Genomic DNA, 19465 nt, shown 5'->3' on the forward strand with positions numbered 1-19465 from the left:
CGACCAGGCCCCCAGTCCTTCCCGCAACGCCGCCGGTGGCTGCCCCCGCGCCCGCCGGCGGCGGTGGGCTCGGCCAGCCCCAAGTGGCCCAAGGCAGAAAGCCCTTTCCAAGTTTTGTCGGAACCGTTGACGTCGCCCGCCCGCCGACTTACCGTCAACGCACTCCGGCGTCGTACGCCATACGCGATACGTCATATACGAGAGGTGGAGACCCGCTGCCCATGAACGCACCTCTGTCCGGTCTGTCCGGTGCCGCGCCGGTCCCCATCCCGTCCCGGACGCAGTTCGTCATGGACCACATCACCCGCGCCATACTCTCCGGACAGCTCGCGCCCGGCTCCCCCCTCGTCGAGGCCGAGCTGGCAGCCACCTTCGGCGTCTCCAAGACCCCCGTCCGCGAGGCCCTGAAGACCCTGGCGGGCCGGGGCCTGGTGGTGATGAGCGACTACAAGGGCGCGTCCGTGGTCACCGTCGACACGGCCATGGCCCGCTCCGTCTACGACGTCCGCCTGCTGCTGGAGCCCGAGGCCGTACGCCGCACCGTCGCCGCCGGGGCCGACCTCGCCGCCGCGCACACCGCCCTGGAACGCGCCGACTCCGCCGCCGACACCGCCGAGCGCTCGCTGGCCAACCGCGACTTCCACCGGGCCCTCTACCTGCCCTGCGGCAACCCGCTGCTCGCCCGGATGCTGGACGACCTGCGCGACCAGGCCGCCCTGGTCTCCTCCGTCGCCTGGCAGGCCGCGCCGACCTGGGGCCGCGAGGCGGACGAGCACCGCACGATCCTCGCCCGCGCCGAGGAGGGCGACGCCGAGGGCGCCGCACGGCTGCTGCGCGAGCACATCGAGGGCTTCGTGCTCCGCGCGTTCCCGAAAGAGCCGCCGACCGGGGCCATCAAACCCACCGAGGCCACCAAGCCCACCGAGGAGGAGAAGCAGCCATGAACGACCTCGCGGCGCAACGGGACGCGCTCGCCGACGTGGTGGCCATCCCGGTCACCCCCTTCGACGCCGAGGACCGGGTCGACGCCAGGGTCTACCGGGGGCTGCTCAGACGGCTGCTGGCCGCCGGGGTGCGCACCCTGACGCCCAACGGCAACACCAGCGAGTTCTACTCCCTCACCCCCGCCGAACGCCGGTCCGAGGTCGAGATGACGGTGGAGACCGTCGCCGAGGCCGGCTCGGGCGCCCAGATCATCGCCGGCGTCGGGCAGGAGGTCCCCACCGCCGTCGCCGCCGCCCGCCACGCGCGCGAGGCGGGCGCGAGCATGGTCATGGTCCACCAGCCCGTCCACCCCTACGTCTCGCAGGACGGCTGGGTCGACTACCACCGCGCGATCGCCGAGTCCGTGCCGGAGCTCGGCGTCGTGCCCTACATCCGCAACCCCCTCATCGACGGCGCCACGCTCGCCCGCCTCGGCGAGGAGTGCCCGAACGTGATCGGCGTGAAGTACGCCGTGCCCGACCCGGTGCGCTTCGCCACGGTCGCCCGCGACGCGGGCCTGGAGCGCTTCGTCTGGGTGGCGGGCCTGGCCGAGCTGTACGCCCCGCCGTACTTCGCCTGCGGCGCCACGGGCTTCACCTCGGGCCTGGTCAACGTCGCGCCCGCCCTCTCCCTGGAGATGCTGAACGCGCTCCGCGCGGGGGACCACGCGGCGGCGATGAAGGTGTGGGAGCGCATCCGCCCCTTCGAGGAGATGCGGGCCGCGCGGCACTCCGCCAACAACGTCACCGTCGTCAAGGAGGGCCTGGCCGCGCTCGGGCTGTGCGGGCGGGCGGTGCGTCCGCCCAGCGCGCTGCTCCCCGAGGCGGAGAGCGCGGCCGTCGCCGAGATGGTCGAGGGGTGGGACGCCCGGTGAGTTCCCCTGCGCCCGGCCCCGGGCCCGGAGACGGAGCCCCCGGCGCTCCCGCCCTGCGGAGCCACCAGTGGTACGGCACCGACGGCCTGCGCTCTTTCAGCCACCGGGCCCGGACCCGGCAGCTCGGGTACCTGCCCGAGGAGCACATGGGCAAGCCCGTCATCGCCATCCTCAACACCTGGTCCGACATCAACCCCTGCCACCAGCACCTGCGCGACCGCGCCGAGGCCGTCAAACGCGGTGTGTGGCAGGCCGGCGGCTTCCCCCTGGAATTCCCCGTGGCCACGCTCTCGGAGACCTTCCAGAAGCCGACCCCGATGCTCTACCGCAACCTGCTGGCCATGGAGACCGAGGAGCTGCTGCGCTCCTACCCGGTCGACGGCGCCGTCCTGATGGGCGGCTGCGACAAGACGACCCCGGCCCTGCTGATGGGCGCGGCCAGCGCCGACCTGCCGGCCGTGTTCGTGCCCGCGGGGCCCATGCTGCGCGGCCACTGGCGCGGCGAGACCCTCGGCTCCGGCACCGACATGTGGAAGTACTGGGACGAGAAGCGCGCCGGCCGCATCGGCGACCGGGAGATGTCCGAGCTGGAGGCCGGGCTGGCCCGCTCGCCCGGCACCTGCATGACGATGGGCACCGCCTCCACCATGACCTCGGCCGCCGAGGCCCTCGGCGTCACCATGCCCGGCGCCTCCGCCATCCCGGCCGTCGACTCCGCGCACAGCCGGATGGCCGCCGCCGCCGGGCTGCGCGTCGTGGGCCTGGTCGACGAGGGCGCGCGCCTGTCGCGCTTCCTCACCGCCGAGGCCTACCAGGACGCCATCGCCACCGTCCTCGCCCTGGGCGGCTCCACCAACGCCGTCATCCACCTCATCGCCATGGCCGGGCGCTCCGGCGTGCCGCTGACGCTCGACGACTTCGACCGTCTCGCCCGCGAGGTGCCCGTGCTGGCCGACGTCAGGCCCGGCGGGGCGTACCTGATGGAGGACTTCTACTACGCGGGCGGCCTGCCGGGCCTGCTCTCCCGGCTCGCCGAGGCCGGGCTGCTCCACCCCGACCGCCCCACCGTCGCCCACGCTAGCCTCCGCGAACAGCTCGACGGCGCCGGAGTCCACGACGACACCGTCATACGCCCGCTGTCCAACCCCCTCAGCCCCGAGGGCGGCGTCGCCGTGCTGCGCGGCAACCTCGCCCCCGACGGCGCCGTCATCAAGCACATCGCCGCCGAGCCGCGGCTGCTCGAGCACACCGGCCCCGCGGTCGTCTTCGACGACTACAGGACCATGCAGGCCACCATCAACGACTCCGGCCTCGGCATCACCCCCGACACGGTGCTGGTGCTGCGCGGCGCGGGCCCCGTCGGCGGCCCCGGCATGCCCGAGTACGGCATGCTCCCGATCCCCGACCACCTGCTCAAGCAGGGCGTCACCGACATGGTGCGGCTCTCCGATGCCCGCATGAGCGGCACCAGCTACGGCACCTGCGTGCTGCACATCGCCCCCGAGTCGCACGTCGGCGGGCCCCTCGCGCTGGTGCGCACCGGCGACCGGATCACCCTCGACGTGGCCGCCCGCACCCTGCGCCTGGAGGTCGGCGACACCGAACTCGAACGCCGCCGCGCCGCCTGGCGCAGGCCCCCCGCCCCCTACGGGCGCGGCTACGGCGCCCTCTACACCGAGCACATCACCCAGGCCGACACCGGCTGCGACTTCGCGTTCCTCGCGCGCCCCGGGGAGGTGCCGGAGCCGTATGCGGGCTGACCAGCACAAGAAGGGCCAGAAGGGAGGGCCGTCATGACCACCGCCGTGAACGCCAGGAAGGGGAACGCCGCCACGACCGGCAAGAGCGGGCGGGGGGCCCCGCGCCGCCGCAGAAGCGCCACCCCGCGCTACCTGCCGTACCTGCTGATCGCGCCCGCCGCGCTGCTGATGCTGGGCTTCATCGCCTACCCGATGCTCAGCGTCCTCTACTACAGCCTCCGGGACCACAACGTCACCAAGCCCTGGCGGAACGGCTTCGCGGGCCTGGACAACTTCAGGGAGATCCTCACCGACGACCCGTTCTTCTGGGACACCCTCGTCTTCAGCGCCCAGTGGGTCGTCGTCGAGGTCGGGCTCCAGCTCCTCTTAGGCCTCGCCCTGGCGCTGATCATCAACCAGACCTTCGTCGGCCGCGGCATGGCCCGCGCCCTGGTCTTCTCGCCCTGGGCCGTCTCCGGCGTGCTCACCTCGACCATCTGGATCCTGCTGTACAACCCCTCCACGGGCATCAGCCGCTACCTGGCCGACGCGGGGATCGGTGAGTACGGCACCTCGGTGCTGGCCGACACCGGCACCGTCTTCTGGGGAGCGGTCATCGCCGAACTCTGGCGCGGCGTGCCGTTCTTCGCGATCCTCCTCCTCGCCGACCTCCAGTCGGTCTCCAGGGATCTCTACGAGGCCGCCGCCGTGGACGGCGCCAGCCGCCTGCGGCAGTTCTGGCACATCACGCTGCCGCACCTGAAGGACGCCATCATCCTGTCCACCCTGCTGCGCGCGGTGTGGGAGTTCAACAACGTCGACCTCCTGTATACCCTCACCGGCGGCGGCCCGGCGGGCGAGACCACCACGCTCCCGCTGTACGTCGCGCAGACCGGGATCGACGGCAACGAGTTCGGCTACGCCACCGCGCTGACCACCGTCGCCTTCGTGATCCTCCTCTTCTGCTCGATTCTCTACCTGCGCCTGAGCAAGTTCGGAGCCGAGGACACATGAGCGCCGTCATCGAGAAGGACAAGGGCACGCTGCCCGCGTCCGCCCCGCCCACGCCACCGGCCGGACGCCGCCGCCACCACCGCCCCTACGACCAGGCGCCGCGCTGGCAGATCTTCCTGCCGCTGGGCCTGTACCTGCTGTTCACGCTCATCCCGTTCTACTGGATGCTGCTGTTCGCGCTCCGCGAGCCGGGCTCGGACTCCCTCATCCCGTGGCCCATGACGGGGCAGCACTTCGACAAGGTCTGGAACGAGCGCGGCTTCGACACCTACTTCGTCAACAGCATGTACGTCGGCGTCGCCTCCATGCTGATGACCGTGCTGGTCGCCCTCAGCGGCGGCTACGCCCTGGCGCGCTTCACGTTCAGGCTGCGGATGCCGTTCATGCTGGCGCTGCTGTGCTCGCAGTTCATCCCCGGCGCGCTGATGCTGGTCCCGCTCTTCCAGATCTTCCGCGAGCTGACGATGCTCAACTCCCTGTGGAGCGTGATCATCGCCGAGACCGTCTTCCAGCTCCCGCTGACGATGATCCTCATCAGCGGCTTCATCAGGAACGTGCCCGTCTCCCTGGAGGAACAGGCCTGGGTGGACGGCTGCTCGCGGATGCGCGCCTTCCTCGCCGTGGTGCTGCCGCTGCTGCGGCCCGGCCTGATCGCGGTCGGCTCCTTCGCCTTCGTCCACAGCTGGAACCACTTCCTCTTCGCCCTGATGTTCCTCAACTCGCAGGACAAGCAGACGATCCCCGTCGGCCTCAACACCCTCATCGGCACCGACAGCGTCGACCTGGGGGCGCTGGCGGCGGGCGGCGTGGTGGCGGCCGTCCCCGTCGTCATCGTCTTCGCCTTCATCCAGCGCTGGCTGATCACCGGCATCAGCGCGGGGGCGGTGAAGGGATGACCCACCCCGCGACCCCCGCGACCCCCGCGACCCCCGCGACCCCCGCGACCCCCACGTCCCCCGCGAGGCCCGTCGACATCGTGCTCGCCGGGGCCCGCGGCCACGGGCGCTGGCACCTGCGCAACATACGCCACCTCCACCAGCAGGGCCTGGTGCGGCTGGCCGGCGTCTGCGAGCTGGCGCCGCTGGAGTCCGAGGAGCTGTTCGGCCTCGGCAAGCCCGAGCAGTCCGAGGACCTCGACGCGCTGCTGGCCCGCACCGGCGCCGAGGCCGCGGTGATCTGCACCCCGATCCACACCCACGCCGAGCTGGGGCTGATCGCCGCGCGCCACGGCGTTCACCTGCTGCTGGAGAAGCCGCCGACGCCGTCGCTGGCGGCGTTCCACCAGCTGTCCGAGGGCGTCGAACGCGCGGGCGTGGCCTGCCAGATCGGCTTCCAGTCGCTGGGCTCGCACGCCCTGACCGAGATACGCGGGCTCGTCGCCGACGGCGCCGTCGGCGCGGTGCGCGGCGTCGGCGCCGCCGGGGCCTGGGTGCGCAGCGAGGCGTACTGGCGCCGCGCCCCCTGGGGCGGGCACCGCACGCTGAACGGCCGCGACGTCGTGGACGGCGTGCTGACCAACCCGCTGGCCCACGCCGTCGCCACCGCGCTGCGCGTCCTCGGCGCCGACCGCGCCGAGGACGTCACCGGCATCGATCTTGAGCTGTACCGCGTCAACGACATCGACGCCGACGACACCTCCTGCGCGCGCATCCGCACCGCCGCCGGGCCGAGCGTCGTCGCCGCCGTCACGCTCTGCGCCGAACGCGCGGGCGAGCCCTGCGTGGTGGTGCACGGCGAGACCGGCAGGATCACCTTCTGGTACAAGGCCGACCGCGTCGTGCTGGAACGCGACGGCCGCCCGGCCGAGACCACCGACCACCAGCGCACCGACCTGCTGACGAACCTCATCTCCCACCTGCGGCTCGGCACGCCGCTGCTGGTGCCGCTCGCCCGCACCGGGGCGTTCACGCGGCTCGCGGAGGCGGTGCGCACCGCGCCCGACCCGGTGCGGCTGCCCTCCAGCTCCTGGCGCCCGGAGGCCGGCGCGGGAGGGCAGCGCCGCGTGATCCCCGGCATCGACCGGCTCACCGAGGCCGGAGCCGCCCGCCTGTCCCTGTACTCGGAACTCGGCGCCCCCTGGGCGGGCGCCCCGCACGTGGTGGAGGCGCCGTGACCCCGACCAGCCGGTACCGCAACCCGGTGCTGCCCGCCGACTGGTCCGACCCCGACGCCATCCGCGTCGGCGAGGACGTCTACCTGACCGCCTCCAGCTTCGGCCGGGCCCCCGGCCTGCCGCTGCTGCACTCCCGCGACCTGGTCAACTGGCGCATCATCGGCCACGCCCTCGCGCGCCTCACGCCGGAGGAGACGTTCGCCGTCCCACGCCACGACTGCGGCGTGTGGGCGCCCGCGCTGCGCCGCCACGACGGCCGGTTCTGGATCTTCTGGGGCGACTCCGACCACGGCGTCTACGCGGACGCCCGCTGCCGCTTCTCCGCCGCGCTGACCGGCGGCGGATTCCGCGCCTCGGGGCAGGACGTCGCGGCAACGCCCCGGCGCTGGGCCGGCGCCCAGCTCGGCCTGTTCGCCACGGCCCCCGCCGGAGGCGAGCGGGGCGAACGCCGGGGCGGCGGCGTTCCGGCGTTTCCGCATCACCCCCTGACCCCTGACCTCTGGCCCCGGACACCGCGCCCCAGCACATCACCGCATCCCCACCCTTCAGACCGGACATCACCCGTCCCGTCCCACCCATCTCATGCGACAAGGGAGCCGCACGATGAGAAGACAGCTGAAGCACCGGGCCGCCGTGGGTGTCGTCGCCCTCGCCCTGGCCGCGACCGCCACCGCGTGCGGCGACGACGGCACCGCCGGCTCGGGTTCCGAGGGCGACGGCACCGGCCAGATCACCTTCTGGGACAACAACGGCGGCGTCAGGACCGACGTCTGGAACGAGATCATCGACGCCTTCGAGAAGCAACACCCGGACATCGACGTCACGTACGAGGGCGTGCCGATCGACCAGGTGCAGTCGAAGTACGACGCGGCGATCCAGGGCGGCTCCGGCCTGCCGGACGTCGGCATGGTCTCCACCTCCTACCTCGCCAACCTCGTGGCCCAGGGCGCCCTCGACCCGATCAACGACCGGCTGGCCGACAGCCCGCTGCGGGAGGAGCTCGTGCCCGCGTTCGTGGACAGCGTGCGCGCCACCACGGGCGGCGGGGAGGAGATGTTCTCCGTGCCGACCTCCGCCAACCAGGGCATCCTTTGGTACCGCACCGACCTGTTCGAGGAGGCCGGCCTCGAACCGCCCACCACCTGGGAGAACTTCTACACCGCGGCCGAGGAGCTGACCGACCAGGACGACAACCGGTTCGGCTTCACCATCCGCGGCGGCGAGGGCTCCCTCGCGCAGGCGCTGGACGCGATGTACTCCCAGTCCGGCATCGGCAGCTTCTGGAACGAGGACGAGACCGAGACCACGGTCAACGCCCCGGAGAACGTGGCGGCGCTGGAGCGGTACGTCGGCCTGTACAACACCGACACGCCCGAAGCCGACGTCAACAACGACTCCACCGGCATGATCGCCACCTTCACCGGCGGCGACATCGGCATGGTCCAGCACAACCTGGGCTCGTACGCCGACATGTCGGGGGCGTTCGGCGGGGACGTGGCCGGGCTGCCGATGCCGACGAACGACAGCGGGCACCACACCTTCGTCTCCAACCCGGTCGACGGCATGGGCCTGTTCAGCTCCAGCGACAACAAGGAGGCGGCCTGGACCTTCATGGAGTTCGCCGCCTCCTACGAGATGAACAGCACGTGGAACGAGTCGGCCGGCCAGATCCCGGCCAACGCGCAGGCCCAGAGCGACCCGTGGGTCGCCGAGGTCCCGGCCACCGAGGCCGCGATCCAGGCGCTGACCGACGAGAGCACCACCATCGTCCAGCTGCCCTACTACCTGCCCGACTGGAACAACATCAGCAAGGCCGACAACGAGCCGGACTTCCAGAAGGTGCTGCTGGGCGACATGTCCGCGCAGGACTTCCTGGACGACCTCGCCGAGCAGTTCAACGAGGCCCAGGCGGAGTGGCAGGAACAGCAGCGGTAACGCCCGGATAGCCTGGACCACTCTCCGGAGAGGAGCCCAGATGATCCACGGCACGGCGGCCCCCGAATTCGAGCCGCTGCGCAAGGAGTTCGCCGCCGTGCTGGCGGACGAGCCGCCCGGCCACGACGCGCAGCTCGCGGCGTACGTGGACGGGCGGCCCGTCGCCGACCTGTGGGGCGGCCCGTCGTTCGCCGCGGACTCCCTCATCGGCGTGTACTCGGGCACCAAGGGGGCGGCGTACCTCACCGTCGCCCTCCTGGTGCAGCGCGGCGTGCTCGACCTCGACCGCGAGGTGCGCCACTACTGGCCCGAGTACGCCGCCGAGGGCAAGGACCGCGTGACGCTGCGGGATGTGCTGACCCACCGCGCGGGCTCTATCGGCACCGACGCCGGCTTCACCCCCGCCGAGCTGGCCGACGACCGCGCGCTGGCCGAGCTGCTGGCTCCGCACCGCCCGTACTGGCGGCCCGGCGCCGCCTTCGGCTACCACGCCTTCACCATCGGCGCGCTCGCCGGGGAGGTGGCGCGCCGGGCCACAGGGCTCGGCCTCCAGGAGGTCTACGAGCGGGAGATCCGCGCGCCGCACGGCCTGGAGCTGTATCTCGGGCTGCCCGAAGCGCTGGAGCCGCGGGTGGTGGAGGTGATCCCGCCGAAGCCGGAGCCCGCGAGAGACGCCCCCGACTCGCTGGGCGGCATCGCCTCCAACCTCCACGCCGGCGAGCTGACCGACCTGGCCGCGCTTCCCAACTCCCGTGCCTTCCGGGCCGGTGGCCAGGCCTCGGTCGCGGGCGTCGCCAGCGCGCGGGGCCTGGCCCGGCTGTACGCCGCCGCCGTGTGGGGCGTCGACGGCCGCCCGCCGCTGCTGGAGCCCGCCACCGCCGAGGAGTTCGCCCGGCCGCACGCCGTCGGCCACGACCTGACGCTGAACATGCACCGCGCGTACGGCATCGGCTTCATGGTCGGGCTGCCCTTCCTCGGCGCGGGCTCCTTCGGCCACGACGGGGCGGGCGGCGCGATGGCGTTCGCCGACCCGCGCAGCGGGCTGGCGTTCGGCTACGTCCGGCGCCGCTTTCCCGCTCCCGCGGGGGCCGGGCCCGACGCGGAGCGTCTGGCCCGCGTTGCGCGCGCATGCGCGCTGCGCCTGCGCGGCGCCTGACCTCTCCGGGGCTCTGCCCCGGACCCCCTGGCCGCCCACACCCCGGCACCCCACCCGGGGCTGAGGCGGGGGCGGGGGCGGGGGTCGGCGGGGAAAACCGGGGGTGAGGCGCGCGCGGTCTCAGCCGCGGTCCTCCCAGCGCGGCGGCCTCGTGACGAAGAGGCCGCCGAGGTGGGCGTGGTCGGGGTTGCCCGCGGGGTCGAGCTCGCCCTGCTCGGCGATGAGCTCGGCGGCGTACGGCTCGGAGTCGTCCCGCGGCTCGTACCCCAGCGCGCGGGCGGGCGCGAGGTCCCACACCACGCGAGTGTTGGCGGAGGAGCCGTAGACCACGGTGTGCCCCACGCCCTCGGCGGTCAGCGCCGCGTGGAAGAGGCGGGCGCCGTCCTCGGGGCTCATCCAGATCGAGAGCATCCGCACCGAGCTGGGCCTGGGGAAGCAGGAGCCGATGCGGACCGAGACCGTCTCGATGCCGTGCTTGTCCCAGTAGAGCTGGGCCAGGTCCTCGCCGAAGCACTTCGACAGGCCGTAGAAGGTGTCGGGGCGGCGGGGGACGTCGATGGGGATCAGCGGGTCGTCCTTGCCCGGCCAGGGCGTGTAGCCCACCGCGTGGTTGCTGGAGGCGAAGACGATCCGGCGCACGCCCTCCTCGCGCGCCGCCTCGTAGAGGTTGTAGGTGCCCTCGATGTTGGAGCGCAGGATCTCGTCGAAGGACGACTCCAGCGAGATCCCGGCCAGGTGCAGCACCGCGTCCGTGCCCGCGACCGCCTCGCGCAGCGCCGCCCGGTCGCCGAGGCCGGCCGTGATGGCGTCGGGCTCGCCCGGCACCGGGGCGACGTCGAGCGACCGCAGCTCGTACCCGTAGCCCGGCAGCAGTCCGCGCATCAGCGTGCCGACGGTGCCGGCGGCGCCGGTGAGCAGAATGGTCCGAGGCGTCGTGGCCGGGGGAGTCATGAAGGCTCCGTTCATATACGGGGACTACGGGACACGCTAGGCGGCGGCTCCGAACCCGTCAACGGCGCTTCAGTGGCTGCTTGAGAGCTGCTTGACCGTTGATGCCGCCTCCTCTAGCGTGCATCAGACTGTTCAGGGATATAGACAGAAGTCAGAATCTTGCACGAGACGGGACGCGCATGACCGAAGCCCGAGCCTCACTCGCCGAGCGCCTCGACGGCCTGCTGTTCTTTCCCGTCACGGCCTGCCATCCCGACGGTTCGCTCAACCTCGACGCCTACCGCGCCCACGTGCGCGCCGGCGTCGACGCGGGCGCCGGCGCGGTCTTCGCCTGCTGCGGCACCGGCGAGTTCCACGCCCTCACCCGGGAGGAGCTGCACGCCTGCGTCGCCGCCGCTGTCCAGGAGGCGGACGGCGCCGTCCCCGTCCTCGCCGGCACCGGCTACGGCACCGCCAACGCCGTGGCATACGCCCGCGCCGCCGAGGCCGCCGGCGCCGACGGCCTGCTCGCCCTGCCGCCCTACCTCCTCAAGGCGCCCCAGGACGGCCTGCTGCGCCACTACCGCGAACTCGCCGCCGCCACCCCGCTGGAGCTCATCGTCTACCAGCGCGACAACGCCGTCTTCACCCCCGGCACCGTCGTCGAACTCGCCCGGACCCCCGGCATCATCGGCCTCAAGGACGGCCTGGGCGACCTCGACCTGCTCCAGCGCACCGTCTCCGCCGTCCGCGACCGCCTCCCCGAACGCGCCGCCGCCTTCCTCTACTTCAACGGCCTGCCCACCGCCGAGCTGACGCAGCCCGCCTACCAGGCCCTCGGCGTGCGGCTGTACTCCTCGGCCGTCTTCTGCTTCGCCCCCGAGATCGCCCTCGCCTTCCACGCCGCCGTCGGCAGCGGCGACGAGGACACCGTGCGGCGCCTGCTCGACGGCTTCTACCGGCCCCTGGTCGAGCTGCGCGACAAGGGCGCCGGATACGCCGTCTCGCTCGTCAAGGCCGGGGTGCGGCTGCGCGGCGGCGACGTCGGCGGGGTCCGCCCGCCGCTGTCCGAGCCCGCCCCCGACCACGTCGCCGAGCTCGCCGCCCTCATCGACCGCGGCCTGGCCCTCCTGAAAGGCTGAGAGCGATGCGAGCCTCCACCTTCCTCTACCCGTGGGACGTCGTCGGCGACCCGGACGCCGCCCGCCGCGTCGCCGACCTCGGCGTCGCACAGGTCACCCTCGCCGCCTCCTACCACTCCACCCGCGCCCTCACCCCGCGCCACCCGCGCCACCGCATCGTCACCGCCCGCCACGCCGCCGTCTACTACCCGGTGGACGAGGCGCGTTGGGCCGGCAGCCCGCTGCGCCCCCACGCCCAGACCTGGGTTCCGGGGGACGACCCCTTCGGCGAGGCCGCCCAGGCCCTGACCGACGCCGGCCTCGAGGTCCACTCCTGGGTGATCCTCGCCCACAACTCCCGCCTCGGCCGCGAGCACCCCGACATCACCGTCGAGAACGCCTACGGCGACCGCTACCCGTGGGCGCCGTGCATCGCCCGGCCACAGGTGCGGGCGTACGCCGTGCGCCTGGCCGCCGAGGCCGCCACCCGGCCCGGCGCGCGCGGCACCGAGCTGGAGTCCTGCGGCTGGTACGGCCTGGAGCACCTCCACGCACACGACAAGATCGCGGGCGCCCGCCTCGGCGCGGTGGGCGGCTGGCTCATGTCGCTGTGCTTCTGCGCGGTCTGCCGGGCCGGGTACGCCGAGCACGGCGCCGACCCCGAGCGGCTCAGGCGCGCGGTCACCGCCGCGCTGGAGGCGTACTGGGCGGGCCGGGCGGAGCGGGACCCGGCGGACCGCGCGGGGGAGCGGGCGGCGTTCGACCGCCTTCTCGGCCCGGAGCTCGCCGCGGCCGTCTCCGCCTACCGCGACGCCACCGCCGACGCCTTCCAGCGCGAGGCGGTCGCCGCCGTCCGCGGGGCGGCCCGCCTCTCCGGCCGGCCCGGCTTCCGCGTCATGCTCCACGCCGACCCCGGCCCGCACCGCTTCGGCGCCAACGTCGGCGTGGACCCCGCCCGCGTCCTCGCCCACGCCGACGGGGTCGTGCTGCCCTGCCCCGGCGGCCCGGGCGGCGAGGGCGGGCGCGCGGGCGTGCTCACGCCGTTCGCGCCGCACCGCCGCGAGAACACCGTGCTCGCCGCCAACTTCCCCGTCGTCGCCGGCATGGGCGGCAGCCCCGGCACCCTTGCCGCCGACGCCGTCCACGCGGCCGAGCTGGGCGCCGACGAACTGCGGCTCTACCACGCCGGGCTCGCCACCGCCGAGGACCTCACGACCGTCGCCGCCGCCCTCGCCAAGCTGCCGTAGCCCCCGGCGCGGCGCCGGCGGCGTGCGGCGGGCGGCGGGCGCAATTCGGTAACGGTGCGGCATCGTGTTACACGGATAAAACCCGCCCAGCCGGCCCGCCGGGCAGAATCCCCCCGTTCTCCCTGTCCCCAGCTGTCCCCCGGCAGCGCCACCGCCGTGAGGAGCCCCATGCCGCCGCCCGCCGCCCTGGCACGCCTCGACACGTTCTTCCAGATCTCCGAACGCGGCTCCACCTTCGGCCGGGAGGCACGCGGCGGGCTCGCCACGTTCTTCACCATGGCGTACATCCTGGTGCTCAACCCGATCATCCTGGGCGGCGCCACGGACATCAACGGCGACCAGCTCTCCTTCCCCCAACTGGTCACCGCCACCGCGCTGGTGGCCGCCATCATGACGGCGCTGATGGGCATCACCGCCAACCTGCCGCTCGCGCTCGCCGCCGGGCTCGGCATCAACGCGATGGTCGCCTTCCAGATCGCGCCGCAGATGACCTGGCCGGACGCCATGGGCCTGGTGGTGATCGAGGGCCTCATCCTGTGCGTGCTCTCCGCGACCGGCCTGCGGGAGGCGGTGATGCACGCCATCCCCATGCCGCTGAAGATCGCCATCAGCGTCGGCATCGGCATGTTCATCGCCTTCATCGGCTTCGTCGACGCGGGCTTCACCCTCGGCCGCGAGGGCTCCCCGCCCGTCGGCCTCGGCGCCACCGGCGAGCTGACCGGCTGGCCCATCCTCGTCTTCTGCCTCGGCGTGCTGCTGACCCTCGCGCTCCTCGCGCGCGGCATGAAGGGCGCCATCCTCATCAGCATCGTGGCGATGACGGTGCTCGCGGTCGTCGTCAACGCCATCGCCGACATCGCCGACCAGGCCTGGGGCCTGAGCGTCCCCGAGGTTCCCGACGACATCGTCGCCGGCCCCGACTTCGGGCTGCTGGGCAACTTCAGCCTCTTCGGCGCCTTCGACGAGGTCAGCGGCGTGACCGTGGTGCTGCTGGTCTTCACCCTCTTCCTCACCGACTTCTTCGACACCATGGGCACGGCGGTCGGCGTCACCAGCGAGGCCGGGCTGCTGGACGAGCGGGGGCGGGTGCCGCGCCTGGGCCGCCTGCTGTTCACCGACGGCCTGGCCGCGGCGGCGGGCGGCGCGGCGTCGGTCTCCTCCAACACCTCCTACATCGAGTCGGCGGCCGGCGTCGGCGAGGGCGCCCGCACGGGCTTCGCCAACATGGTGACCGGCGGCCTCTTCACCCTCTCCCTCTTCTTCGCGCCGCTCGCGGCGATCGTCCCCGCGCAGGCGGCGGCCCCGGCGCTGGTCGCGGTCGGGTTCCTGATGATGACGCAGGTGGGCCGCATCGACTGGGCCGACTACACGGTCGCGATCCCGGCGTTCGTGACCGTGGCCGTCATGCCGTTCACCTTCTCCATCACCAACGGCATCGGGGCGGGCTTCATCGCGTACGTCGTCCTGAAGTCGGCGGCCGGGAGGACGCGCGAGATCAACTGGCTGGTGTGGACGGCGGCGGCGCTCTTCGTGATCTACTTCGCGATCAACCCCGTTGAGCAGCTGTTCGGGGTGGACTGAAGGCGGGGGAAGCTACTCCTCGGGGCGATAGCAGTACAGCTCCACGTAGTCGCCCTTCTGGACGGTCTCTCCCGCACCGGGGGTGGAGTAGTCGACGACGTCGGTGTCCCGGCAGCCCAGATCCTGCGCGGGATAACTGTAGGGCAGCGGGACCAGGCCGGCGTCCTCGATGGCCCACGCGGCGTCCCCGTACATGCGGCCGCTCACGTCGGGCACGTGGACCTCCTCGACCGGCGGCTCCACCGTCAGCGTCACCAGGCCGCCCGGCGGCAGCCGGCCCCCCGCGGGGTCCTGGCTGATCACCGTGTCGGGCTCGTAGCCCCAGGACTCGGTGCTCACGACGCGATCGGCCGCCAAGCCGACGTCGCTCAGCCGCTGTTCGGCGTCGTCGTACGACAGGCCCGTGACGTCCGGCACATCCAGCGCCTCCGGCTCCGTCTCCCCGGGGTCGGGGCTCTGGCTCTCGTCCGGGTCCGCGGGCTCGGTCTCCTCGGGGCCGGGCGTCGGCGAGGGATCGGGGCCGGAACCGCCGGGCTGGCCGGCGACGGTGAGGGTGACGACCGTCCCGGGCCTGGCCTTCTTCCCGCCCTCGGGGTCCTGGCCGAGGACGGTGCCGGGCTCCTCGTCGGGCGTCTCCTCCGTGTCCTGGTCCACGTCGAATCCCGCGGCCTGGAGCTCGGTGAGGGCGTCCTCGAAGGCGTCGCCGGTGACGTCGGGCACCTTCACCGGCCGCGAGCCGGAGGAGATGATCAGCGTGACGGTCCCGCCCGGGTCGATCCTGCTGCCCGCCGCCGGGGTCGTCGCGCAGACCGTGCCCTCCTCCTCCACGCACGGGCGGCGGCTGCCCTCCACCACCTCGAAGTCGCCGTCGGCCGCCTCCTTTTGCGCCTTGCTCGGGCTCATGCCGCGCAGGTCGGGCACGGTCACCGTGGGGCCGCCGCCGGCGTTCCCGCCCTCGTCGTCGCCGTCGCCGAGCAGGGAGCGGCCCAGGAACACCGCACCCGCCAGCAGCACGAGCGTGACGAACGCCGCCACCAGCGCCGGGCCCCGGGACCTGCGGCGCCGCCGTCCGCCGTGCCCCGGCCCGGTGTCCGGCCCCATGTCCGGCTGCCTCCGCGGAGGCGGACCCGGAGCCGGACCCGCAGCCGGCACCGGTGCCGAGGGGGAGGCCGGGGTGGAGGCGGTGGCGGTGGCGGCCGGTCGCGCCCGCAGCACCGTCGTGGGCCGCTCGGCGGCGACCGGCGCGGGCGAGGCCGGCGGCGCCACGGGCCTGCCGTCCAGCACCGCCTCGATGTCCGCCCGCATCTCCGCCGCGCTCTCGTAGCGGTGCTCGCGGTCCTTCGCCAGCGCCCTCAGCACCACCGCCTCGGCCTCCGGCGTGATCGCCGCGTCGAACGCGCTGGGCGGCTTCGGCTCCTCGTTGACGTGCTGGTACGCGATGGAGACGGCGGAGTCGCCGGTGAACGGCGGCCGACCGGTCAGCAGCTCGAAGAGCAGGCAGCCGGTGGAGTACAGGTCGGAGCGGGCGTCGACGTTCTCGCCCCTGGCCTGCTCGGGCGAGAGGTAGTGCGCCGTGCCGACGACGGCCGCCGTCTGCGTCAGGCCCGCCTCGCCCATGGCACGGGCGATGCCGAAGTCCATCACCTTCACCTGGCCGGTGTCGGTGAGCATGATGTTGCCGGGCTTGATGTCGCGGTGGACGATGCCGCCCTGGTGGGAGTACTCCAACGCCCGCAGCACGCCCGCGCAGACCTCCAGCGCCCGCTCGGGCCTGGGCCTGCCGCCCTCGGTCAGCAGCTCGCGCAGGGTCGAGCCCTCCACGTACTCCATGACGATGAACGGGGTGGAGACCCCGTCGACGAAGTCCTCGCCCGTGTCGTACACGGCGACGACCGCCGGGTGGTTCAGCGCCGCCGCCGACTGCGCCTCGCGCCGGAACCGGGCCTGGAAGGCGGGGTCGCGCGCCAGGTCGGGCAGCAGCGTCTTGACCGCCACGGGCCGCCCCAGCCGCGCGTCGTGCCCGAGATAGACCTCGGCCATCCCCCCGCGCCCCAGCACCTTGCGCAACTCGTACCGGCCCGCGAGCCGACGCGGCGCATCCATATGCTCTGCTCTCCCCGTGAGATCCCCCGTGCACCGGCGCGCGAAGGCAAGCGTACGCCGCGCCCCCGGTGGCGAAATTACACGAGAGCAGAGCCTAGTTCAGCGCGGGGCACGTGGAGATCACGGGCAGATGCCGATGAGACCGCGCTGAATCGGCCCGAACGGCCGTGCGGGGGTGGGGCGGTGAACGGCGGCGCGCCCCGTGCCGCTCGCGCCGCTACAGATGCCGCGTCGCCAGCGCCAGGCGGTCGCGGGCGTCGAGGAGGGCGTCCTTGATGAGCTGCTCGTGCGCCGGGGCGAGCCGGGCCACCGGCACCGAGCAGCTGATGGCGTCCCGGGCCGGGGTGCGGTAGGGGATGGCGACGCCGAAGCAGCTCAGGCCGAGGGTGTTCTCCTCGCGGTCGATGGCGAAGCCGCGCTCGCGCACCAGGCGCAGCTCGTCGATCAGCCGCTCCCGGTCGGTGATGGTGTGCTCGGTCAGCCGCTCGAGATCGCGCGGCAGCATCGCGCGGACCTGCTCGTCGGCGTAGGTCGCCAGCAGCGCCTTGCCGAGGGAGGTGGAGTGGGCCGGGAGGCGGCGGCCGACGCGGGTGAAGGGGCGCAGGTAGTGCTCGGACTGGCGGGTGGCGAGGTAGACCACGTTGGTGCCGTCGAGGCGGGCGAGGTGGATCGTCTCGGTCGTCTCGTCCGACAGCCGGTCAAGGGTCGGGCGGGCGGCGGCCACCACCTCGTCGCCGTCGATGTAGGAGGTGCCGACCAGCAACGCCCGCACGCCGATGCCGTACCGGGTGCCGGTGGCGTCCGTCTCGACCCAGCCGAGCTCGACGAGGGTGCGCAGCAGCATGTAGAGGCTGGACTTGGGGTACCCGACGGCCGACTGCACCTCGGCGAGCGAGTGCATCCCGGGCCGCCCGGCGAAGAACTCCAGCAGCTCGACGGTGCGCACCGCCGACTTCACCTGAGAGCCCGTCTCACCAGCTGACATCGACCTTGACCCCCTTGTTGGCACCGCTATAGGGTCCCAACAGTATTCACATACAGGGACGATGTTCAATATCTCGAACAATCGCGGTTGCAGGAGGAACGATTCCCGTGGCAACACCAGTGTGGAGCGTGGACCCGCGCAGCGGGGCGCAGCGAGAGCAGGTCGCGGTCGAGGCTACCGCCGCCGATGTCGACGCCGCCGTGCGGGCCGCCCACGCCGCGCGGGACGCCCTGGCCGACCGGCCGACCCGCATCGCGCTGCTGCGCGCCGCCGCCGACCAGCTCGAGGCGGCCGGCGCCCAGATCATCGCCGCCGCCGACGCCGAGACCGCGCTCGGGGAGCCCCGGCTGACGGGCGAACTCGCCCGCACCACCGGCCAGTTGCGCGCCTTCGCCGACGAGGTCGCCGACGGCGCGTACCTGGGCGTCGTCATCGACCACGCCGACGACTCCGTCACCCCGCCCCGGCCCGACCTGCGCCGCTACAAGATCCCGCTGGGCGTGGCGGCCGTCTACAGCGCCTCCAACTTCCCGCTCGCCTTCTCCGTGGCCGGCGGCGACACCGCCAGCGCGCTGGCCGCCGGCTGCCCCGTCGTCGTCAAGGCCCACCCCGACCACCCGGCCACCAGCGAGCTGACCGGCGCCGCGCTGCGCCGTGCCGCCGCCCAGGTGGGCCTGCCCGAGGACGTGCTGTCCGTGGTGCACGGCTTCGACGCCGGCATCGAGCTGATCAAGCACCCGCTGGTGGCCGCCGCCGGCTTCACCGGCTCGATCCGCGGCGGGCGCGCCCTGTTCGACGCCGCCGCCGCCCGGCCCACGCCCATCCCGTTCTACGGCGAACTGGGCAGCCTCAACCCGGTCGTCGTCACCGACGCCGCCGCCCGCGAGCGGGCCCCGGAGATCGGCGGCGGGCTCGCGGCCTCCATGACCCTGGGCACGGGCCAGTTCTGCACCAAGCCCGGCCTGGTGCTCGCCCCCGAGGGCGAGGGCGGCGACGAGCTGCTGGACGCCCTGGCCAAGAAGGTCGGCGAGACCGCCCCCGGCGTGCTGCTGGACGCGCGGATGCGCGAGGCGTTCCTCGCCGGGGTGCGGGCGCGCGCCGAGCTGGACGGCGTGACCGCGCCGGTGGCGGCGGGGGAGGGCGAGTCCAACACCGTGGCCGCGGGCTTCCTCACGGTGCCGGCCGAGCGCCTGGCGGAGGAGGGGCCGCACGACCTGCTGCTGGAGGAGTGCTTCGGGCCGGTCACGGTGGTGGTGCGGTACGCCGACGCCGAGCAGGTCGCGGCCGTCCTGTCCCGGCTGCAGGGCAACCTCACCGCGACGGTCCACCTCAGCGAGGCGGAGGGGAACGGCGACGGCGGGCACGGCGCGCGGCTGCTGGCGGCGGTCACGCCGCTGGCGGGGCGGGTGCTGGTCAACGGCTGGCCGACGGGCGTGGCGGTGACCCCGGCCCAGCACCACGGAGGGCCGTACCCGGCGACCACGTCCACCTCGACGTCGGTCGGCGCGACGGCGATCGAGCGGTGGCTGCGGCCGGTGGCGTACCAGTCGACGCCGGAGGCGCTGCTGCCGCCGGAGCTGCGGGAGGACAACCCGCTGGGGCTGCCGCGCCGCGTCGACGGCCGCCGCGAGGGCTGAGGCTGACGACGGCGCTCACCCCCGGGTGGGGTGCCGGGGTGTGGGC

At 73.5% G+C, this 19465-nt stretch carries 15 protein-coding genes and 1 pseudogene; 13 read left to right on the forward strand and 3 right to left on the reverse strand.

All coding sequences use genetic code 11. From position 1 onward, the window contains the following. Positions 1 to 221: 221 nt before the first annotated feature. The 9 genes and pseudogenes from ACTWQH_RS24735 (at position 222) to ACTWQH_RS24775 (ending at position 9815) form a co-directional block, all read left to right on the forward strand. Positions 222 to 944 (forward strand): GntR family transcriptional regulator, encoded by a 723-nt coding sequence (locus ACTWQH_RS24735; protein WP_443288934.1) that lies wholly within the window; start codon positions 222 to 224, stop codon positions 942 to 944. Continuing rightward, on the forward strand, positions 941 to 1858 hold the full coding sequence (locus tag ACTWQH_RS24740; protein ID WP_443288935.1) for a dihydrodipicolinate synthase family protein: 918 nt from the start codon (positions 941 to 943) through the stop codon (positions 1856 to 1858). The genes ACTWQH_RS24735 and ACTWQH_RS24740 overlap by 4 nt, the downstream gene beginning before the upstream one ends. Beyond that, positions 1855 to 3618, forward strand: coding sequence for an L-arabinonate dehydratase (gene araD, locus ACTWQH_RS24745; protein WP_443288936.1), 1764 nt, complete (start codon positions 1855 to 1857; stop codon positions 3616 to 3618). The genes ACTWQH_RS24740 and araD overlap by 4 nt, the downstream gene beginning before the upstream one ends. A 33-nt stretch (positions 3619 to 3651) precedes the next feature. Then, complete coding sequence (locus ACTWQH_RS24750; RefSeq protein WP_443288937.1) at positions 3652 to 4611, forward strand: carbohydrate ABC transporter permease; 960 nt, start codon at positions 3652 to 3654, stop codon at positions 4609 to 4611. Beyond that, positions 4608 to 5507, forward strand: coding sequence for a carbohydrate ABC transporter permease (locus ACTWQH_RS24755; RefSeq protein WP_443288938.1), 900 nt, complete (start codon positions 4608 to 4610; stop codon positions 5505 to 5507). The genes ACTWQH_RS24750 and ACTWQH_RS24755 overlap by 4 nt, the downstream gene beginning before the upstream one ends. Then, the gene (locus ACTWQH_RS24760) at positions 5504 to 6724 is read left to right on the forward strand and encodes a Gfo/Idh/MocA family protein (protein WP_443288939.1); all 1221 of its coding nucleotides are present in this window, start codon (positions 5504 to 5506) and stop codon (positions 6722 to 6724) included. Before ACTWQH_RS24755 ends, ACTWQH_RS24760 begins: the two co-directional genes overlap by 4 nt. Further along, positions 6721 to 7020, forward strand: a pseudogene (locus tag ACTWQH_RS24765) (family 43 glycosylhydrolase); the annotation flags it as partial. The gene ACTWQH_RS24760 and the pseudogene ACTWQH_RS24765, both read left to right, overlap by 4 nt. 307 nt (positions 7021 to 7327) lie before the next feature. Next, complete coding sequence (locus ACTWQH_RS24770; protein ID WP_443288940.1) at positions 7328 to 8659, forward strand: ABC transporter substrate-binding protein; 1332 nt, start codon at positions 7328 to 7330, stop codon at positions 8657 to 8659. Between the two features lie 40 nt (positions 8660 to 8699). Then, on the forward strand, positions 8700 to 9815 hold the full coding sequence (locus tag ACTWQH_RS24775) for a serine hydrolase domain-containing protein (RefSeq protein WP_443288941.1): 1116 nt from the start codon (positions 8700 to 8702) through the stop codon (positions 9813 to 9815). 120 nt (positions 9816 to 9935) lie between these two features. On the opposite strand, the gene ACTWQH_RS24780 is transcribed toward ACTWQH_RS24775, so the two are convergent. Further along, on the reverse strand, positions 9936 to 10766 hold the full coding sequence (locus ACTWQH_RS24780; protein ID WP_443288942.1) for an NAD-dependent epimerase/dehydratase family protein: 831 nt from the start codon (positions 10764 to 10766) through the stop codon (positions 9936 to 9938). 179 nt (positions 10767 to 10945) lie between these two features. On the opposite strand from ACTWQH_RS24780, the gene ACTWQH_RS24785 reads away from it, so the two are divergent. The 3 genes from ACTWQH_RS24785 (at position 10946) to ACTWQH_RS24795 (ending at position 14694) form a co-directional block, all read left to right on the forward strand. After that, the gene (locus tag ACTWQH_RS24785; RefSeq protein ID WP_443288943.1) at positions 10946 to 11887 is read left to right on the forward strand and encodes a 5-dehydro-4-deoxyglucarate dehydratase; all 942 of its coding nucleotides are present in this window, start codon (positions 10946 to 10948) and stop codon (positions 11885 to 11887) included. 5 nt (positions 11888 to 11892) lie between these two features. Further along, the gene (locus ACTWQH_RS24790; protein WP_443288944.1) at positions 11893 to 13113 is read left to right on the forward strand and encodes a hypothetical protein; all 1221 of its coding nucleotides are present in this window, start codon (positions 11893 to 11895) and stop codon (positions 13111 to 13113) included. Positions 13114 to 13281: 168 nt separating this feature from the next. Next, the gene (locus tag ACTWQH_RS24795; RefSeq protein ID WP_443288945.1) at positions 13282 to 14694 is read left to right on the forward strand and encodes an NCS2 family permease; all 1413 of its coding nucleotides are present in this window, start codon (positions 13282 to 13284) and stop codon (positions 14692 to 14694) included. Between the two features lie 12 nt (positions 14695 to 14706). Here ACTWQH_RS24795 and pknB read toward each other — a convergent pair whose 3' ends face one another. Together pknB and ACTWQH_RS24805 are read right to left on the reverse strand one after the other, a co-directional pair. Further along, entirely contained in the window at positions 14707 to 16797 is a 2091-nt protein-coding gene (pknB, locus tag ACTWQH_RS24800; protein WP_443288946.1) for a Stk1 family PASTA domain-containing Ser/Thr kinase, read from the reverse strand. Between the two features lie 217 nt (positions 16798 to 17014). Then, positions 17015 to 17782 (reverse strand): IclR family transcriptional regulator, encoded by a 768-nt coding sequence (locus ACTWQH_RS24805; protein ID WP_443288947.1) that lies wholly within the window; start codon positions 17780 to 17782, stop codon positions 17015 to 17017. A 119-nt stretch (positions 17783 to 17901) separates the two neighbouring features. Here ACTWQH_RS24805 and ACTWQH_RS24810 point away from each other — a divergent pair, with 119 nt between their 5' ends. Continuing rightward, positions 17902 to 19419, forward strand: coding sequence for an aldehyde dehydrogenase (NADP(+)) (locus ACTWQH_RS24810; protein ID WP_443288952.1), 1518 nt, complete (start codon positions 17902 to 17904; stop codon positions 19417 to 19419). Positions 19420 to 19465 lie beyond the last annotated feature (46 nt).

It is taken from the genome of Streptomyces sp. 6N223 (assembly GCF_052246635.1).
In the GTDB taxonomy this organism is placed as follows: Bacteria; Actinomycetota; Actinomycetes; order Streptomycetales; family Streptomycetaceae; genus Streptomyces.